Source organism: Sphingobacterium sp. UBA3519 (assembly GCF_002377215.1).
Taxonomy (GTDB): domain Bacteria; phylum Bacteroidota; class Bacteroidia; order Sphingobacteriales; family Sphingobacteriaceae; genus Sphingobacterium; species Sphingobacterium multivorum.
Genome location: NZ_DFPI01000022.1, coordinates 149,723 through 166,068 on the forward strand (window position 1 = coordinate 149,723; position 16,346 = coordinate 166,068).

A 16,346-nucleotide genomic window follows, 5' to 3' on the forward strand; every position below is an offset into this window, starting at 1 on the left:
ATCTAACACGAACGAGCATTTCGTCAAATGTAGGGTGCACATCCGTTTTTGACAAGCCATAACTATAATTCGCTTACCCTGATTTAATATTCGTACTTCCTATAAAAAATCGCCCGCGGCAATGGTCGGCATACACTTGCTTCGCTACGTTAAAATCAAAAGAAAAAGTCCCTTACATTACTGCAGGGACCTTGCTTCCACCGATTATTCCGTTGTGATTTTTATGCGGTTGGAAATTTGCTCATATCCATGTAAAATATCTCCCAGGTATGCCCATCAAAATCTTCAATACTTCGCTGTTGCATAAAACCATAGTCTTTCATTGGCGTGGGTTCTATACCGCCAGCTTTCAGTCCTTTATCAACAATTTCGTTCACACGATCCAGACCAGAGACAGCAAGTGAAAATAGTCCTGCGATCTGTTTTTTTGTATCTGCAAGCGGTTTTTCCGTAAATGTTTTAAACTTATCCGGAGATAAAAGCATAACAAAAATATGCTCACTCCAAACCATACATTTACCTTGCTCATCCGAAAACTGAGGATTGTTCGTAAAGCCCAATTGTGTATAAAAATCCATTGACTTATTCACATCTGCTACCGCGAGATTTATAAATATCTGTTTCATCATTTAAAGTTTAATTGCTACTGATCTAACAAAGATGAAAATTTCCGTCCAAAAAAAACTTGGCCTATGCGAAGATTTTTATTTAGCATCAATGAACTGGTGGAATAGCTAAATCTTGTTTGGAAAGCTCGTTACTTGGAGAGCTCATTCAATTCAGCCTGCGAAAACACATGCTCGCCTTTTAGATAACCATTCGCTTCTTTCAGATAGGTATATATTACTTCTCGGCCCTTTGGATTGGGCAATTTATGTAAATTTTTGACCAAGAAATCTTTATCACGCAATCTATCTTTACCATAGCTTAAAAAAGATGGTGCGTGCGTCTGCACGCTCCAACGAATAAAACGTAAATCGATATTGTCAGGGTATTTCATGATCATTTCTTCGAGGAGCTTTTTTCCTTTCTTGAATTGCCCCAATTTTGTAAACGGGTTGCCCATATGTTTTGCCCATAATATCTCATAAGCCGCGAGATAACCCTTTTCTGTGGCGGAATTGGCAGCTTTTTCCAATAGTTTCAGATTCGTTTCACAGAGCTTTTTGTTTTGAACAGCAGTCGCGTACTCGGCTCTCATTTTATCAACATCCACTTGACCAAAACAACAAATCGCACATAATACCAAAGAGACACAGATAAAAAATCGTATAACCATTTTTCAATTCAATTAAAGTAAAAAATAAACGCCGTTTTGTGATATAACAATATCGAAGAGCTTTGAGTTTTCTTATTTTTTAATCCGTTGAGAACGCCGTTTGTTTTGCCACTTTCCCAATACAATGAGCAATGTACCAATGACGATGAAAACCAACGTTACTCCAAAGCTGTTCAAAATAACCCTGTCCATCCCCAATTCGGAAACATTGACAAAAGGATAGGGATAAAATCCAGAAAACGAACCATGCCACAACGTATAAAAAAGATAGACTAATGGGAAGATCAACCAATAAAAAATATGACTCCACCGGATTGTTCCCTTGTCCAAAAAACGCCACCAAAAAAGGAAAAAACTCACAGGAGCGAGCACATGCAATAATTCGTCAACCACCATTGATAAACCCTGAGGATGCGACAGAAAGCGAAGTATGGTATTATAGATAATTCCGACAATAAGAATATATAATGTTACGGCAGTAATTGTTTCGGGTCTAGTAAAAAATAGGCCCATTCGACTCTTTGACCAGCAAATAGTAAAAAAACAGCATAACATAACCATTACATTACTCAGAATTGTAAAATAACTAAAAAACTGAATAATATAGTCGATCCTGTCAAGCTTGGAGGTATGAGCACTTAAGATAAACTGTCCAACAATTGCAAACAAGGTAATTATACCAATGCTACCAGCAAAAACCGATTTTAATGACTTCTGAGCCTCCATATTTCTAGTGGTCTATACAATACTAAATATAAAAATTTCAACTGCTATTTGGAATTTTAAATGATCAAATCCAATTCACCCCTACTCGAATCTTAAATCCAGATTGTAAATAATTGCAACGAATTGTAAATGGATTCAGTTTCCTTACTTACAATTATTATTTTTATAGGGTATAAAGTATTGATAAATGATCAGAGTAGCCATTATCGAGGATGAACCCGCGGTACGCAAAGAAATCAGCTATTTAATCCAACAGGAAACTGATGTTGAACTTGTTGGCTGGAGTGATACGGTGACAAATGCTGTAAAATTGATTGAAGAGAAACAACCAGACGTTATACTCATGGATATTCAACTCCGTGATGGTACAGCATTTGACATCCTAAAAAAGCTAATCGCTATTCCACAGAATATTATTTTCATTACGGCCTACAATCATTTTGCAATCAAAGCCATCAAATATGGTGCTTTGGATTATCTTTTGAAACCGGTCGATCAAACCGAATTAAACGAGGCATTAGAACGTTACCGGCGTAAAAGCGAAAACAATCCCCAATGGATGCAGCGTTTATCAATGGTGCAGGAAGCTTTACACGCCAGCGAACTTCCCGAAAGCATCGCCTTGTCTTCCATACACCATGTACGTATCGTCCCCGTTCACAACATCGTGTACTGCAAAGGAGACGGTCCCTATACTTTTTTCTTTTTAAATGATGGTACAAAGGAGTTAATTTCTAAACCCCTCAAATATTATGAAGAATTATTGCCACCGCCCTATTTCTTACGCACCCATCAATCGTATCTTGTTAATAGGTCACATATTTCTGGTGTCAATCGTTCCGAGTATATTGTCTTAAAGAACAAAGAGGAAATTCCGATTTCATCACGCAGAAAAAACTCGATCTTAAATCAGCTGTTCCCTGAAAAATGAGCCTATTGAACCGCATTTTCCCTTGGCTGCTACTGTCTTTGTTTTCGATCGCTTGCGCTCGAAAGAATGACGCACTGTCGCCCGATCATGATGCTATTGCCGCAGAGATTAAAACGCTGGAGGACCAAAGATTAAATGCAGCAAATGGGGATTCCATCAAACTTGCCTGGTTAAAGTTAGACCAGCATGCCACCGTAAAAAAAGACACGGTACTCGCTGCCCGTGTAAAATATTATCTAGCACGACTCTATGCTATGAGTGGCCAAGATTCGGCTCTTTTTTTTGTTCAACAGGCGCTCGAACTCATTGAACTCACCACCGGAAACGCTAAATACAAAGCTCTTATTTACAATGGCATAGGAAATATCCGCAGCATAGAAGCAAAACAACGCGAAGCGGGCTATTATTACAACAAAGCCGCCACGATTGTTTTGTCGGATACCGCATCAGGATTGTCAACCGAAGCGAAATCAGCGATATTACTGTCCGCTGCCCAAAACAACTTGAGCTCCTTTCAGTATAACCTTGCAGAAAAAATGAATCGTTCGGTACTCCCCCTAATTGATTCGCTGCCTGAAGGACACATTAACCGACAACGCGTATTGGTACAAATGATCCAGACGCTGAATACTTTACAGCGGCCAGCAAAAGATATTGCCCCCTTCCTTCATCAACTCGAAGAATTACATGCCAAAAATCCAGACAAATACAACATTAGTTTTCTATATGATTCGAAGATCCAATACTATGAAACGGCTAAAAAACCGGACTCCATTTTACATTATGAGTTGCTAAAAATAGCGATAGATGAACGTTTGCACCAACAAACAGCGTCCTCTATATTGATGAACAATTTATTCGTAGACTACAGTAATGTTGCCGCAATCTATGTTTCATTAAATAAGCCGGCCTTGGGAGAAAAATTCATCCAAAAAGCCAGCAAACTTAAAGCGCAGTTTCCAAAATTAATCTTTCCCAACAACGAAATTACATTTCAAAACAGTCTAGCAGCCGTCTATCGCTTGCAAGGAAAAAATAAAGCCGCAATAGACGTATTGAATCATCTTGTGCAATTACAAAGGGGTATTTACCAATCGGAGAATACACAAGCGATCGCAGAAATGAATGCCCTATATCAACTCCAGGCGAAGGATCAATCTATTCGAATACTGAACGAAAATATCAAGATCAATAAACTCCAGCTACAACAAAATCGTTTAGGGCTGATCATATCCTCGCTCGCGGTTATTTTATTGATCATCATACTTTTCTTCCTATATTACAGTTTTCGCCAGCGCCGTTCCATACAAGAGAAAGAAAAGGTCTTGTTGCAGCAGCAGTTGTTGCGCACACAGATGGAACCGCACTTTATTTTCAATACCCTTTCCGCTGTACAGAGCTTCATGCGCCTGGATAAGAAGGAAAATGCCATCAAATATTTAAATCGTTTCAGTCGACTACTACGCAGCAATCTCGAATTAAGCCGTGAAAACCTTGTTCCATTAAATGAGGAACTGGAAACCTTAGAAAACTATTTGATCTTGCAGCAAATGCGTTTTGAAGATGCCTTTCATTACCATATCACACAACCTGAAGATCAAGATTTAAGTGCGGTCATGCTACCACCAATGCTCATACAACCCTATGTTGAAAATGCAATTCTGCATGGCATAAACCTCGAAACGGGCGATGGCAGTATCGACATCCAGTTTACGTTATCTGAAGATATCCTACAGGTGACGATTAAAGATAGTGGTAAAGTAAATCCAGACATTCCTGTAATTACCCATCGTTCACTCTCTGGGACCATCAGTCGTGAACGCATGCAGCTGTTGGGCAAGAAAGCAAGTGTACAGATCACCAAAAACCCAACTGCTGGTACCACAGTCATCCTTCATATACCAGTGACATATTAATGGCAAACAAAGGAATATTTAACGTCCTTTCTAGGTTCTACTGCAGTGAAAATTTCAGGAAAACAATACAGAACTTGCAAGACAACACGTATTTCAACAGAAATCAGAAAAAAGAACCATGTTGAGCCAAATTTCGATACCGTAAAATACGGGATATTGAAACGCATAACCCTATAAACAAACGGCGAGCAATTCTTTAATTGCCCGCCGTCTTATTAACTAAACACAAACTAAATATTTCATTGTGGACTCCCGTCTCCTACTCATTTTCCTCATTTATTTCTGTTTCATGATATCCGCTAAAAGTTTCATGTAAAAACCTCCAACAACACTACGCGCCTTGAAGTTTTCGCGGATCCCCGTAGTCGAATCATAAAAATCATTTAATGGGACACGGGATTCCGTTTGAATCGCATGATTATAGACTGGTTTTATCAAAGCTTCAAATGCTTCTCTTGATGGAGCAAATGATGCCGTCCAAAGAATCCAGTCATTTTTTGTGTACGCTTTACGGCTATCCAATGGTATGCCGAATCTATTTTGCTTGGTCAGATAATACTTAATTTCTGTATCATACACTTTCTGTGGAAATAGATTCAATCCCAACACTTTGTCCCAGATCAAATTATATTTTTGACTCCAGGTATTTTTATCATCAAATGTCAGTGCATAATGATCACCAGCATATGCCATTTCCATCCATTTCGGAACCATTTCCTCGGCAATTGCACGGTATTTTTTTGCTATTGCGGTTTCACCAATGGCCTCCGCTAGCTGCGCATAACAAGCAATACCAACGATAGCCTTAACAGATAAATTGGCATTTCGTGCAAGGTGACCGGCAAAATCATCTGTACATAGCTGCGTTTTAGGGTCAAAACCATCTTTAACGAGATAATCTACCCATGTTGTCAATGTTTTCCAATGCTTCCTGGCATAGTCAGCATTCCCTTGCACTTTTGCGATTGCAGCAGTTAAAATAATCATATTGCCCGATTCCTCCACAGGCATAGGTTCACCATAGGTTTGACCATTGGCCAATGGATACGTACCCAAATCGTGCGCTGCCCAAGGATAGGGATATTTACCGCTCTCACTAAAATAAAATATTCCACTTAACATCCCTTTCAACAACTCCGGATTATAGATCAGATACAATGGCGCTGAAGGATAAGTGACATCGACCGTATTGATGAATCCGCCACTATTATTTTCTTTGGAAAGCCATAGTAGTTCGTTTTGTGGACTTTTCACCAAGGTATGTGCTGCAATACTTTGACGATAAGCGAGAACGCTAAGGTGTGCATACTCTTTTCCACCCGATTTTAGCGCATCTGCATACACTGTTTTGTCGAATGCCACGCACTTATCGAGTACCTTACGATACTCATCTGCAGCCAAAGTCAGCTGATTTTCCATCGTTTCTTTACCGGAGTTGTTCCACCATGGTCTCAAATTATTTTTGAAATACTGAATCGCATAAATTTCATCGTACCCAACCTCTACAAAACGTTCCTCCACTTTCGCCCCCACATTGCCAAATGGAATGACCGTGTTCAGCGCAAGTGATGTCCCCTTAACAGTTTTTACCGATGTCGTTGTTCCCTTTCTAAAGGCGTCTACGGCTCCGCCTCTCGGACTAATAAACTGTTGCGTTTTATCCCGCTTCGGCGCAGCAACATAAAAATACCCCCAGTCTATCCGCATATCATCGGCCCCTTTCTGCAGAATAGGCTGTTCGACCGTTCCCGTCTTTAGTACAGACAATTTTGCCGTCTCATATTTTTCGGCGATCACCTCCTGTGAAGGTTTATACACCGCAATATTTGTGGATGCACTTAGAAAAACTTTAACCGCATGCTGCTTGCCATCGTTTGCTTTGACGTTATACGTGATATAGCTTACCGGTCGAGCCAATAAATTCAGATCTTCCATAAGCAAAGGCGACGTAAAAGTTAATTTTAGATCAACCTTACCTGCCTGAAAGTTATAAACCGTACGCGTCGCTGTTATTTCTACATCGTTTTGCACGGCTTCTTCAATCCGTGCCCCACGCTCTTTAAGCCTGTCAACCAAACCAAAATCGAGATAACGACCGCCAGCACTATTCTTCAAATGGATGGCAATATTATTTTGCCCAGCCTTCAAATTCGTCTTGTCAATCGGTATATACTGAAAGTTGTTGGTCCAACCTACTTTTTCGTAAACCTTCTTCCCATTCAAAAATACGTCTATATTATCATCATGATTGAGTTTTAAAAACAACTCATTAATACCCTTCGGATCCGCTACGGAAAACTCGCGTCTCACCCAGATATCGTCCGATTTCCAAAGGGTTTTTACCTGCTTCTCGTCATCACCTATGGGTGCAAGTCCCGATTTCCACGTATCCGTATTATAAGCGGAAGATTCCCAGCCACCTTGAGGTTTTGATTCTGTATACTGTACCGTATAAGATTTATCTTCGGCAGTCGGTAGAATAACCGCATAACTCGGTTCCTCTTTGCCAAGAAAACGATAAATATGACCATCAACATCAATTAAGCCCAACAGCGAATGATCAGCGTCTGTCCAGTGCTTTGTTGTCGATGCATGAAGCTGATCTGTCATTGACCATATACTAAAATTGGGGTTGTGTGTAATCAATGGATAAGCCGGAGCTTTGCGTTCTTGGGCTTGTCCATCTAAAACAGTGGAAACACAGGCTACAATAACACAGAGACATATCTTCCCAAGTTTGTTCATTGCATAAATAGATTTTTGAAAAGGTTTAATCATATTTTTTAGATAAAATTAGCTATACAGTTTTTCGTATTGAGCATATGCTCAATCGTTTTAACAAAGAAAGTCGGAATAAGTTAAATTCAGCTGTCGCATCGTATCATTTTACCTTCAATTTATATCATATTTGACGATCTGCCGTCTAATCGAGATAATTATTATCTTTGAGAACCTGTCCGATCGTTATGCGCAAAATAACCTAGTAAACATCGGCATTCAATTTTACCAATAACACGATGAGAAGTATTTACGTTTATTTCTTAATGACTATATCTTGTCTATTTTCAACGAGCGCACCGCTTTATGCACAAGAAACAGATTCGGTCAATAAAAAAGAATTGGATCTAAGTTCCCTACTGAACGGAATTAGACAACAGCAAATTAATGATTCTCTTGAACGGGTAAAGCTTCAGCATGAAATTGCCGATCTTAAAAGTCAAAATAGCCCCAAAAAAGAAAATTTAAAACAGCAGCTGAATGAGTTTGACGAAGAAAATAACCTTCGGAAGCAGCAGCTGAAAGTTAAAGTAGACTCCATCAAAAAAAACACAAAAAGATATGCGGTCGCGCCATTTCAGGATACGCTATTCTATATCTATAATAAACTTGGATCATCATTAGCCAAAGACCGCGCCTACAATGTGGTCAGCAGAATCCATAATCTATATGAAGACGATTTTGTGAAAGTAGATTCCTTTAAAATCGAAAACAGCGAAATAAGTGCCGACATCGTTTATAAAGATCTCGTCATAACTTCCGTCACAGAACTCGATGCCCTTCTTGAAGGAAAAAGCAAAGAAGAGATTGCGGCAAACTACCTAAAAAGAATTCAGGATTCAATCAAAACGGAACGTGCTGATAACAGCATTACAAAACTTCTTACGCGTATTGGGCTTGTATTTCTCATTCTAGTCGTTTTTTCGATATTGATTCTATTGATAAACAAATTGAAAAAATATGGTACGCGACGTATATTGACAGAAAGAACACAGCGGATCAAAGACATTAAGATCAAAAATTACGTCCTTGTCACCTCCGTACAAAAAACACGGATGTTTATTAATGCCATAAATATCTTACGTTGGGGCTTGATCGTACTCATTGCCTTTATCATGCTGCCGATTGTCTTTAGTGTCTTTCCATTTACACAGAGCTGGGCATCCAATCTCATTGGACTTTTTACAAAGCCCCTGAAGACTGCAGTTTTGGCCATTTGGGATTATATTCCCAATCTGATTACTGTATTTGTCATACTCGTTGTCATGCGGTATGCCGTTCGATTCATAAAGTATATTTTTAGCGAAATTGACAAAGGCAAATTAGAGGTCAATGGTTTTCATCGCGATTTTGCCATGCCAACCTTTACTATTGTTCGTTTTCTGCTCCAAGCCTTCACGCTGGTGCTCATATTCCCTTACTTACCCGGCGCAAATTCAGATATCTTTAAAGGAATATCCGTATTTATTGGTGTCCTGTTCTCTTTGGGGTCATCTTCTGCGATTTCCAATATCATAGCGGGGCTTGTGATCACCTATATGCGTCCTTTCCGTATCGGAGACCGTATCACTATCGCCGACAAAACGGGCGTTGTTATCGAAAAATCCCCCCTGGTAACCAGGCTTCGAACGATAAAAAATGAAGAAATTACCATTCCCAATTCCTCGGTACTTTCGGGAAATACCGTCAATTATTCGACATTCTCTGAAGAGGGAATTTGTTTTCAGGTGGAATTGACAGTCGGTTATGAAGAACCTTGGCAACGTATCCACGAATTGCTGCTGAACATCCCGCCACGAATAAAAAGAGTCAACCTTAGTCCTGCCCCATTCGTCTTGCAAAAAAAATTAGACGACTTTTATGTTTTATATGAACTGAATGTCTACATCGCTAGATCCGCGGAAATTGAACTGGCAAAATCTGAAATTTTTCAATTGATCCTCGATGACTTTTTAGCGGCAGGAATTGAAATGAATGGTCCACACCTATTTGCCAAAGTTGATCATGTCCAGCAATATAATCCGAAAGCACCCAACAGTTCGCACGAAAACGAACTTTAAAGCTTGTTTCCATGCGCTGTATTTTATAGATCAGTTGCTGCGTTCAGACCGGACTGAACGCAGTAATTGATCAACAGCAGGAAGCAGGTTAACTAAAGATTCAAAACATAGATCAGCTCTTCTGCTTTGACCCCATCAGGCCAAACGACATCTCTTGAATGTGTATACGCAAAGTTAAACGATTGATTTGCAGCTCTCGAGGCTTCGTTACCAACCCCATGAGATACCGTAATCCGGAGGCAGCCTTGTTCACGTGCCCATGTTATACGCGCTTCATAAAACAAGCGGGACAACCCCCGGCCTCTATGGCCTTCCTGAATGAAAGACGCGATCAAAATCGCATTTGATTCATCCGTCCGATCCAACACGACACCAGTCAGCCCAATCAATAATTCTTGGTTATACAAACCGAATATCGCACACTTGGGATTGCCCAGTAAGGCCATCCACTCGGCATCACTATAAGCCGCTTCCTTTTGATAATTGCTACCGAACACCTCAGGAGCAGAAGATAAGGCCTCCAGTCTTATCTTTTTGTATTGCTGCCATTCTCCTATTTCTAAACGTCTTAGCTCATATTTCTCCATTTTTGGCGTCTTTTTTTGCTTATCTTTTAACGTAAATATACTTAAGCAAGCGCAATAAATGAACACTGGACCAGCTACATTATTCAATTTGGACTAGCTCATTTGCACCCATTGGCCGTAATTTTGAATTAAATCAAGAAATAGCTATTTGCATGTATGTACCCAAACATTTCCAGTTCGAAGATTACGCAGAAAAGGTTGAATTTATGCAACAATATAGTTTTGCCACCATCGTATCGGTTAAAGAGGGGATTCCAATAGCAACCCAGCTCCCCTTCCACATCCGTACAGATAAAGATCAGCTGCTTTTAACATCACACTTCGCTCGCGCAAACGAACAAGCCAATTATATCGAAAATACACCGTCATTAGTCATTTTCTCCGAACCACATGCTTATATCTCGCCACAGCACTACGACAAGGAGGAAAGTGTACCAACCTGGGACTACATTGCGGTTCATGCCTATGGTCTTGCATCTATCCTTACGGAGGAAAAAGCAATAAACAAGGCTTTAGAGCAAATGATCCTCAGTTACGACGAAGCTTATCTAACACAATGGAACAATCTCTCCGATCGCTTCAAAAGTGGCATGATGCGAGGTATCATCGCCTTCGAACTTGTCGTTACGGATTTACAGGGCCAAAAAAAAATTAGGTCAAAATAAAAGTGAAACAGAAAAACAGCGTATCCGCGATTTTCTGAAAAATAGCGACAATGAGCTCGAAAGAAATATTGCCGCAGCAATGAAAAATGGATCAATAAGTAATGAAAAAAATGAACAAAAATAACACCGAAATAGCCATCACTAAAGTAAAACTAACAGATATTGACCTGCTGCAGCATATTGGAAAAGAAACATTTATCCAGACCTTTTCAGACACAAACACCGAAGAGAACATGAAGACTTATCTAACGGAAGGTTTTGCAAGAGAAAAATTATTGGCCGAGCTCTGCCATGATGAGTCTGAATTTTACTTCGCCGTTTTAGAAAATAATGTTATCGGTTACTTAAAAATAAATACCGGACAAGCGCAGACCGAAAACCAAAGCCCACAGGCATTGGAAATTGAACGCATCTATGTTCTACAGGAATTTCACGGTAGAAAAGTGGGGCAGCTATTGTTCGAGAAAGCACTAGTCTTAGCTCAAAAAAAAGCAGTTTCATTTATCTGGCTTGGTGTTTGGGAAAAAAATTCCCGCGCGATCAATTTCTATCGGAAAAATGGCTTTGTGGCATTCGACAAGCATATATTTCAACTGGGCGACGATAAGCAAATCGATATTATGATGAAAAAAACAATACAACCGTAACATGGATGAGTTTATTACAGAGAATATACGCATTATACAACAGCGTATCGACAAAGCGTGCAAAGCAAATCAGCGCGACCCACGCGAAGTAAAATTATTGCTAGCGACTAAAACCGTACCTGCCGAACGTATCGAAATCGCACTGCAAACTGGTCAAACCTTAATTGCCGAAAATAAAGTACAGGAATTAAAAGACAAATTTGAGTATTTAAATACTATTCCGCATGTTAATCATTTTATTGGCCACCTGCAAACCAATAAAATCAAGGATCTGCTTAAATACAACGTATCCTGCATCCATTCAATAGATCGTATAGATCTTGCCGAAAAATTGCATCAACGACTTTTAAAAGAAGATAAAACCATGGAGGTGCTCATTCAGGTGAATACTTCCTTTGAAGAGAGCAAGTACGGCGCTGCTCCAAAGGAAGTGATCGATCTAGTACAGCAAATAGCAACATTAAACACACTAAAGATTAAAGGATTGATGACGATAGGTCTATTGAGTGCCGAGGCCGAACAGGTACGAGCCTGTTTCAAATTGCTTAGACATATTCAACAACAAATTATAGCCCTAGCTATTCCTGATGTATCGATGAAAGAACTGTCGATGGGCATGAGCGGGGATTTAGAAATAGCTATAGCGGAAGGCGCGACGATTGTCAGGGTAGGAACGGCAATTTTTGGACAGCGTCCTACTCCAAATAGTTATTACTGGAACGAAAACCGATAACATAAAAACCAATGCGGATACATTTTATACAACACGAAGTTTTTGAAGCACCCGGAGCCTATTTAGCCTGGGCAGAAAAACAACAGCATGAGGTCACCTTTTCCCAGGTCTACCAACAGGACCTTCTGCCAGACGAAATTGATTCCGTCGATGTATTGATCATTATGGGCGGACCTCAAAGCCCAGATTCATCCCCTTCCGAATACCCTTATTTTGACGCTAAGGCCGAAATCGCCTTTATCCGCCGATGTATTGATGCAGGCAAGGCAGTTGTTGGTATATGCCTGGGCGCACAACTGATTGGCGAAGCGCTATTGGCAAAGTATGAACATAGTCCACAAAAAGAAATTGGGGTTTTCCCCATCACGCTTACAGCGGCAGGAATAAACGACTCCAAAATAGCACATTTTGGCAGCCCGTTATCGGTTGGACATTGGCACAACGATATGCCTGGACTTACCCCTGAAAGTGAAATCTTAGCAAGTAGCGCCGGCTGCCCTAGGCAAATTGTGCGTTATACAAATCTCGTTTACGGATTTCAATGCCATATGGAACTCACGACTGAAGTCGTCCGGCTATTGATAGCTTCAGAAGAAGATCTCCTTCTCCAAAGCCAATTGCACCAATTTGTGCAATTACCCGACGTAATTCAGGCTTATGATTACAACGAAATGAACAATAAACTTCATACATTTTTAGATTTACTTGAATGTGCATACAGGAGAAGTCTGGTCAATAAATGCGCATAACTGTTTAAATGAGGCCATAAAAATTCGTAGAGGTAATTCATTAGTTGGATAAAAAATCGTAGATTTGATATTAACACAAAGAACTATTGATGGACCTAAGACGCAGTAAACTTCTAAAAATGGGCTATGTCGCCCTTCTGGCATTTCTCCTGTACAGCTGTGTTTCCCAAAAAGAAAACAAAAAACTGACCTGGTATCAACATCAGATTATCGAGCAGCTTGTTCCGGAAACTGATTCCAGTTACAGAGTGCAAATTGGTATCATGGCTGCTACCTTCTGGCTAGATAATCAAGATGGTCAGCTGACCAAAAAATTGAATCTCCTGCAACAGAGCTACACGCAACGAAATAAAGTCGACGTCGCTGTTCAGCAAGGTACCAACAAAATCATTCGCGTCACCAAATCAGAATAGAGCACGCTCTATCTAGGCAACACAAATGATTTTGGCACCACCAATACTTCAATTATAGTTCATATCCTAGGCCCACACAAATCATCCACTACACATGTTGTTTGCTATCTTCTCAATAAGGTCCGGACAGACCACATGGTAAATTAAGCAATCTTATTCATTGCTATAATTTGAGGCGTTTCCTGTAATTTTTCACCAGCCACTTTTCCAAATGCCACAATATAAGGTTGTTGATTATGCGCATCCAAGCCCGCTTGATCTTCCCAGATTTCATAAAATATAAATTGATTTTCATCACTGTTTACCTGGTGCAGATCATACTGTATACACGCTTCTTCTTTCCTACTTGCCTCGACCATTTCTAACAATAATGCCAATACTTCTTCCCGATGTGCAGGAACTGCTTTTAAAATTGCGGTTAAATATACCTTCATGTTATTGATTTTATTTTGGTAATTTACTCTTTTCATCGCAATAACGCCATGGATAAAGCGATTTATCGATCAATAAATTTTTAGTTCAACGTAGTTTCCAAATGGAAGACCTCTTCCAAATATTGTTTATATTCCTTTTCGTAATTGTCGACACGTTCTTGAGATGCCCCCTTTTCCATATCATGAAAATGGAAACTTCCCAGGTGTTCCAATCCTACAAACTGATTCATCTTATGAAAACCGAATAAAACACCGGCATCAACTGAATGCTGATCAAAAAACTCATTTTCCATTGTAAATGCTGTCTCAGGGGCATTCCAGCTCGAAGTCACCATGTATTTTTTACCTTGCATCAACCCCCCGGTGCCGTAATTAATTGCCGGATTCTTACGCGATCGACCATCACTCTTATAGATACCGTTGTTGTGGCCGGCCGTAAAGACTTCATCGATATAAAGTTTCAGACGATTCGGAACCTGGAACCACCATACAGGAAAATGGTAAACGATAATGTCTGCCCATTTAAAATTTTCAACTTCAACCATTGGATCAAAATCATCATTGATATTGGTAACCCTTGTTTCAAATCCATTTTCAGCCAATGTTTCAACGGTCCAATTTGTTATTGTGGTATTGAAAGAACCACCCGAGTGTGCGAATTTCTGTCCGCCGTTGATAATAAATATTTTCATCTCTATAATTTTTATTATTGATAATACAAATTTCTATCATATTTTTGAATCATACAAATAATTTAAATTGTATATTTGTATCATAAAAATAATAACTATGAAATGGAACTTAGAATGGCTTCGTACATTTAAGGCAATCTATGAAACCGGAACATTATCTGCAGCTGCACAGGAATTATTTATTTCTCAGCCGGGGGTAAGCTTACATCTGAATTCCCTGGAAGCATTTACGGGGCACAAGCTTTTTGATCGCTCTGCGCGAAGAATGGTGCCGACCGAAAAGGGGAAAATCTTGTATAACTATGTTATTGATCCGCTTAAAAAACTAGAAACCGGTGAACAGCATTTTCACAAACGGGCATTGGACGAACGTATAACGATCAGTATCGGAATGTGTTTTGAGACCTTTCAGTACACCCTCGAAGAACATATTGCCCAGCTCCCCTTCAATTTAATTATCAAATTTGGAGAATATCCGCAGATGCAACAGGATCTTGATAATGGTTTATTGGATCTTATTATTACGCCTCAAAAAGGAAACCAACAGAATCTACAGTATGAAGCTTTTTCAAAAGAACGTATTGTCTTGATTGCAGGGTGTCAGACGGATACATCCACACTGGAAGCACTGCTGAGTGCCAATAAAATTAAAGAAGCAGCTCAACTCCTTAAAAAACAATTATGGTATAGCACGGCTGCCGATATGGATCATTTAAAAAACTACTGGTCAACACACTTTGGCGAACATCCAGACTTTAGCCCCAATTATATTGTTCCCAATATTAGCTCCATCATACGCTGTTTGAGCAACAATACAGGCTTTTCGATTGTTCCTGACTTCCTATGTGCTGAAGCAATTGCATCCGGGAAAATAAAACTAATCTGGGAAGGGACATCGCCTGTCGAAAATATCCTTTACTTCGGAACTAGAAAGAAAACCATGTATCAGGAAGAAATTGGGCAGTTGGAAACGCTGTTAAAAGAGAAATGGTAGTCACCTGACTCGCTCATAGCAACAAGACCTCCATTCGCTCAGACCTATTTATTGGCTAGCCGCTCCTGTAACTCTCGACGGAAAGTAATACCGACCGGAAGGGAGGTATTATTGATCTGTACCATTCCATGCTCATATTTGATCACCTTATTGATCGAAGCAATGTAGGATTTGTGGATACGGACAAACTTTGATGCTGGCACCTGTGTGAGAATTTGTTGGGTGGTGCTTGCTGTTAAAAAAGTTTGTCCCGGGGTAACAATTTTTACGTAATTGCCAAAGCTCTGGATAAAATCGATCTGCGATAATTTAACGTCAATAATACGACCATCCATGCGTATACTAATTGATTTGGGTTCTTCTTCCTGGGGCGACACAGTCGTGTTATAGGATAAAAAACGTTGAACAGCCTTAAAAAAACGGGGAAATGAAATAGGTTTTAACAGATAATCAACAACGCCGTAATCATAACTCTCCAATGCGTATTCGGAATATGCTGTTGTCAAAATCGTTTTGGGTGGGTTATCCAGCATCTTCAGAAACTCCATCCCATTAATTTCGGGCATTTCAATATCCAGGAAGATTAAATCTACTTTGTTCTCCCGAAGAAAATCCAATGCCTCAAAAGCATTATAACATTGAGCGACCAACTGCAGATCAGTACTTCTTTCAATATAATTTACCAGGACATAATGCGCCGCAGGTTCGTCATCAACCACAATACAGCTATTTTTATTCATTG

At 39.8% G+C, this 16,346-nt stretch carries 17 protein-coding genes; 9 read left to right on the top strand and 8 right to left on the bottom strand.

Annotation, left to right across the window (positions count from 1 at the left end; translation table 11 throughout):
- Positions 1 to 221 precede the first annotated feature (221 nt).
- The 3 genes from B3297_RS11705 to B3297_RS11715 all read right to left on the bottom strand — a co-directional run bounded on the left by B3297_RS11705 (position 222) and on the right by B3297_RS11715 (position 2,005).
- Positions 222 to 629, bottom strand: a complete 408-nt coding sequence (locus B3297_RS11705) for a VOC family protein (protein ID WP_046675059.1) — start codon at positions 627 to 629, stop codon at positions 222 to 224.
- Between the two features lie 128 nt (positions 630 to 757).
- Positions 758 to 1,279 carry a hypothetical protein gene (locus B3297_RS11710; protein WP_070566963.1) on the bottom strand — a complete coding sequence of 174 codons (522 nt, stop codon included), beginning with the start codon at positions 1,277 to 1,279 and terminating at the stop codon, positions 758 to 760.
- Positions 1,280 to 1,351: 72 nt separating this feature from the next.
- Entirely contained in the window at positions 1,352 to 2,005 is a 654-nt protein-coding gene (locus tag B3297_RS11715; RefSeq protein ID WP_070566966.1) for a Pr6Pr family membrane protein, read from the bottom strand.
- Positions 2,006 to 2,192: 187 nt separating this feature from the next.
- Between B3297_RS11715 and B3297_RS11720 the strand changes: the two genes are divergently transcribed.
- Both B3297_RS11720 and B3297_RS11725 read left to right on the top strand, forming a co-directional pair.
- A complete protein-coding gene (locus B3297_RS11720; RefSeq protein WP_083295993.1) occupies positions 2,193 to 2,936 on the top strand; it encodes a LytR/AlgR family response regulator transcription factor in 744 nt (247 codons plus the stop codon).
- Positions 2,933 to 4,852 carry a sensor histidine kinase gene (locus B3297_RS11725; protein ID WP_070566968.1) on the top strand — a complete coding sequence of 640 codons (1,920 nt, stop codon included), beginning with the start codon at positions 2,933 to 2,935 and terminating at the stop codon, positions 4,850 to 4,852. The genes B3297_RS11720 and B3297_RS11725 overlap by 4 nt, the downstream gene beginning before the upstream one ends.
- Before the next feature lie 276 nt (positions 4,853 to 5,128).
- Here B3297_RS11725 and B3297_RS11730 read toward each other — a convergent pair whose 3' ends face one another.
- A complete protein-coding gene (locus tag B3297_RS11730; RefSeq protein WP_070567163.1) occupies positions 5,129 to 7,597 on the bottom strand; it encodes a glutaminase family protein in 2,469 nt (822 codons plus the stop codon).
- A 272-nt stretch (positions 7,598 to 7,869) separates the two neighbouring features.
- Between B3297_RS11730 and B3297_RS11735 the strand changes: the two genes are divergently transcribed.
- Positions 7,870 to 9,690 carry a mechanosensitive ion channel family protein gene (locus B3297_RS11735; RefSeq protein ID WP_083295994.1) on the top strand — a complete coding sequence of 607 codons (1,821 nt, stop codon included), beginning with the start codon at positions 7,870 to 7,872 and terminating at the stop codon, positions 9,688 to 9,690.
- Positions 9,691 to 9,782: 92 nt separating this feature from the next.
- Here B3297_RS11735 and B3297_RS11740 read toward each other — a convergent pair whose 3' ends face one another.
- On the bottom strand, positions 9,783 to 10,277 hold the full coding sequence (locus tag B3297_RS11740; protein ID WP_070566972.1) for a GNAT family N-acetyltransferase: 495 nt from the start codon (positions 10,275 to 10,277) through the stop codon (positions 9,783 to 9,785).
- A gap of 152 nt (positions 10,278 to 10,429) precedes the next feature.
- Here B3297_RS11740 and B3297_RS11745 point away from each other — a divergent pair, with 152 nt between their 5' ends.
- From B3297_RS11745 to B3297_RS11765, 5 genes are all read left to right on the top strand, one after another.
- Positions 10,430 to 10,942, top strand: coding sequence for an FMN-binding negative transcriptional regulator (locus B3297_RS11745; RefSeq protein WP_083295995.1), 513 nt, complete (start codon positions 10,430 to 10,432; stop codon positions 10,940 to 10,942).
- 110 nt (positions 10,943 to 11,052) lie between these two features.
- Positions 11,053 to 11,589 (top strand): GNAT family N-acetyltransferase, encoded by a 537-nt coding sequence (locus tag B3297_RS11750; RefSeq protein WP_083296001.1) that lies wholly within the window; start codon positions 11,053 to 11,055, stop codon positions 11,587 to 11,589.
- 1 nt (position 11,590) lies between these two features.
- On the top strand, positions 11,591 to 12,322 hold the full coding sequence (locus B3297_RS11755) for a YggS family pyridoxal phosphate-dependent enzyme (protein ID WP_070566974.1): 732 nt from the start codon (positions 11,591 to 11,593) through the stop codon (positions 12,320 to 12,322).
- Between the two features lie 11 nt (positions 12,323 to 12,333).
- Positions 12,334 to 13,071, top strand: coding sequence for a type 1 glutamine amidotransferase (locus B3297_RS11760; RefSeq protein WP_070566976.1), 738 nt, complete (start codon positions 12,334 to 12,336; stop codon positions 13,069 to 13,071).
- Positions 13,072 to 13,160: 89 nt separating this feature from the next.
- Positions 13,161 to 13,484, top strand: a complete 324-nt coding sequence (locus B3297_RS11765; RefSeq protein ID WP_070566978.1) for a hypothetical protein — start codon at positions 13,161 to 13,163, stop codon at positions 13,482 to 13,484.
- A 143-nt stretch (positions 13,485 to 13,627) separates the two neighbouring features.
- On the opposite strand, the gene B3297_RS11770 is transcribed toward B3297_RS11765, so the two are convergent.
- Positions 13,628 to 13,918 carry a putative quinol monooxygenase gene (locus B3297_RS11770; RefSeq protein WP_070567167.1) on the bottom strand — a complete coding sequence of 97 codons (291 nt, stop codon included), beginning with the start codon at positions 13,916 to 13,918 and terminating at the stop codon, positions 13,628 to 13,630.
- An 80-nt stretch (positions 13,919 to 13,998) separates the two neighbouring features.
- Entirely contained in the window at positions 13,999 to 14,610 is a 612-nt protein-coding gene (locus B3297_RS11775; protein ID WP_159333219.1) for an NAD(P)H-dependent oxidoreductase, read from the bottom strand.
- A gap of 97 nt (positions 14,611 to 14,707) precedes the next feature.
- On the opposite strand from B3297_RS11775, the gene B3297_RS11780 reads away from it, so the two are divergent.
- Positions 14,708 to 15,604, top strand: coding sequence for a LysR family transcriptional regulator (locus B3297_RS11780; RefSeq protein WP_046675049.1), 897 nt, complete (start codon positions 14,708 to 14,710; stop codon positions 15,602 to 15,604).
- A gap of 44 nt (positions 15,605 to 15,648) precedes the next feature.
- On the opposite strand, the gene B3297_RS11785 is transcribed toward B3297_RS11780, so the two are convergent.
- Entirely contained in the window at positions 15,649 to 16,344 is a 696-nt protein-coding gene (locus B3297_RS11785) for a LytR/AlgR family response regulator transcription factor (protein WP_070566981.1), read from the bottom strand.
- Between the last annotated feature and the right edge of the window lie 2 nt (positions 16,345 to 16,346).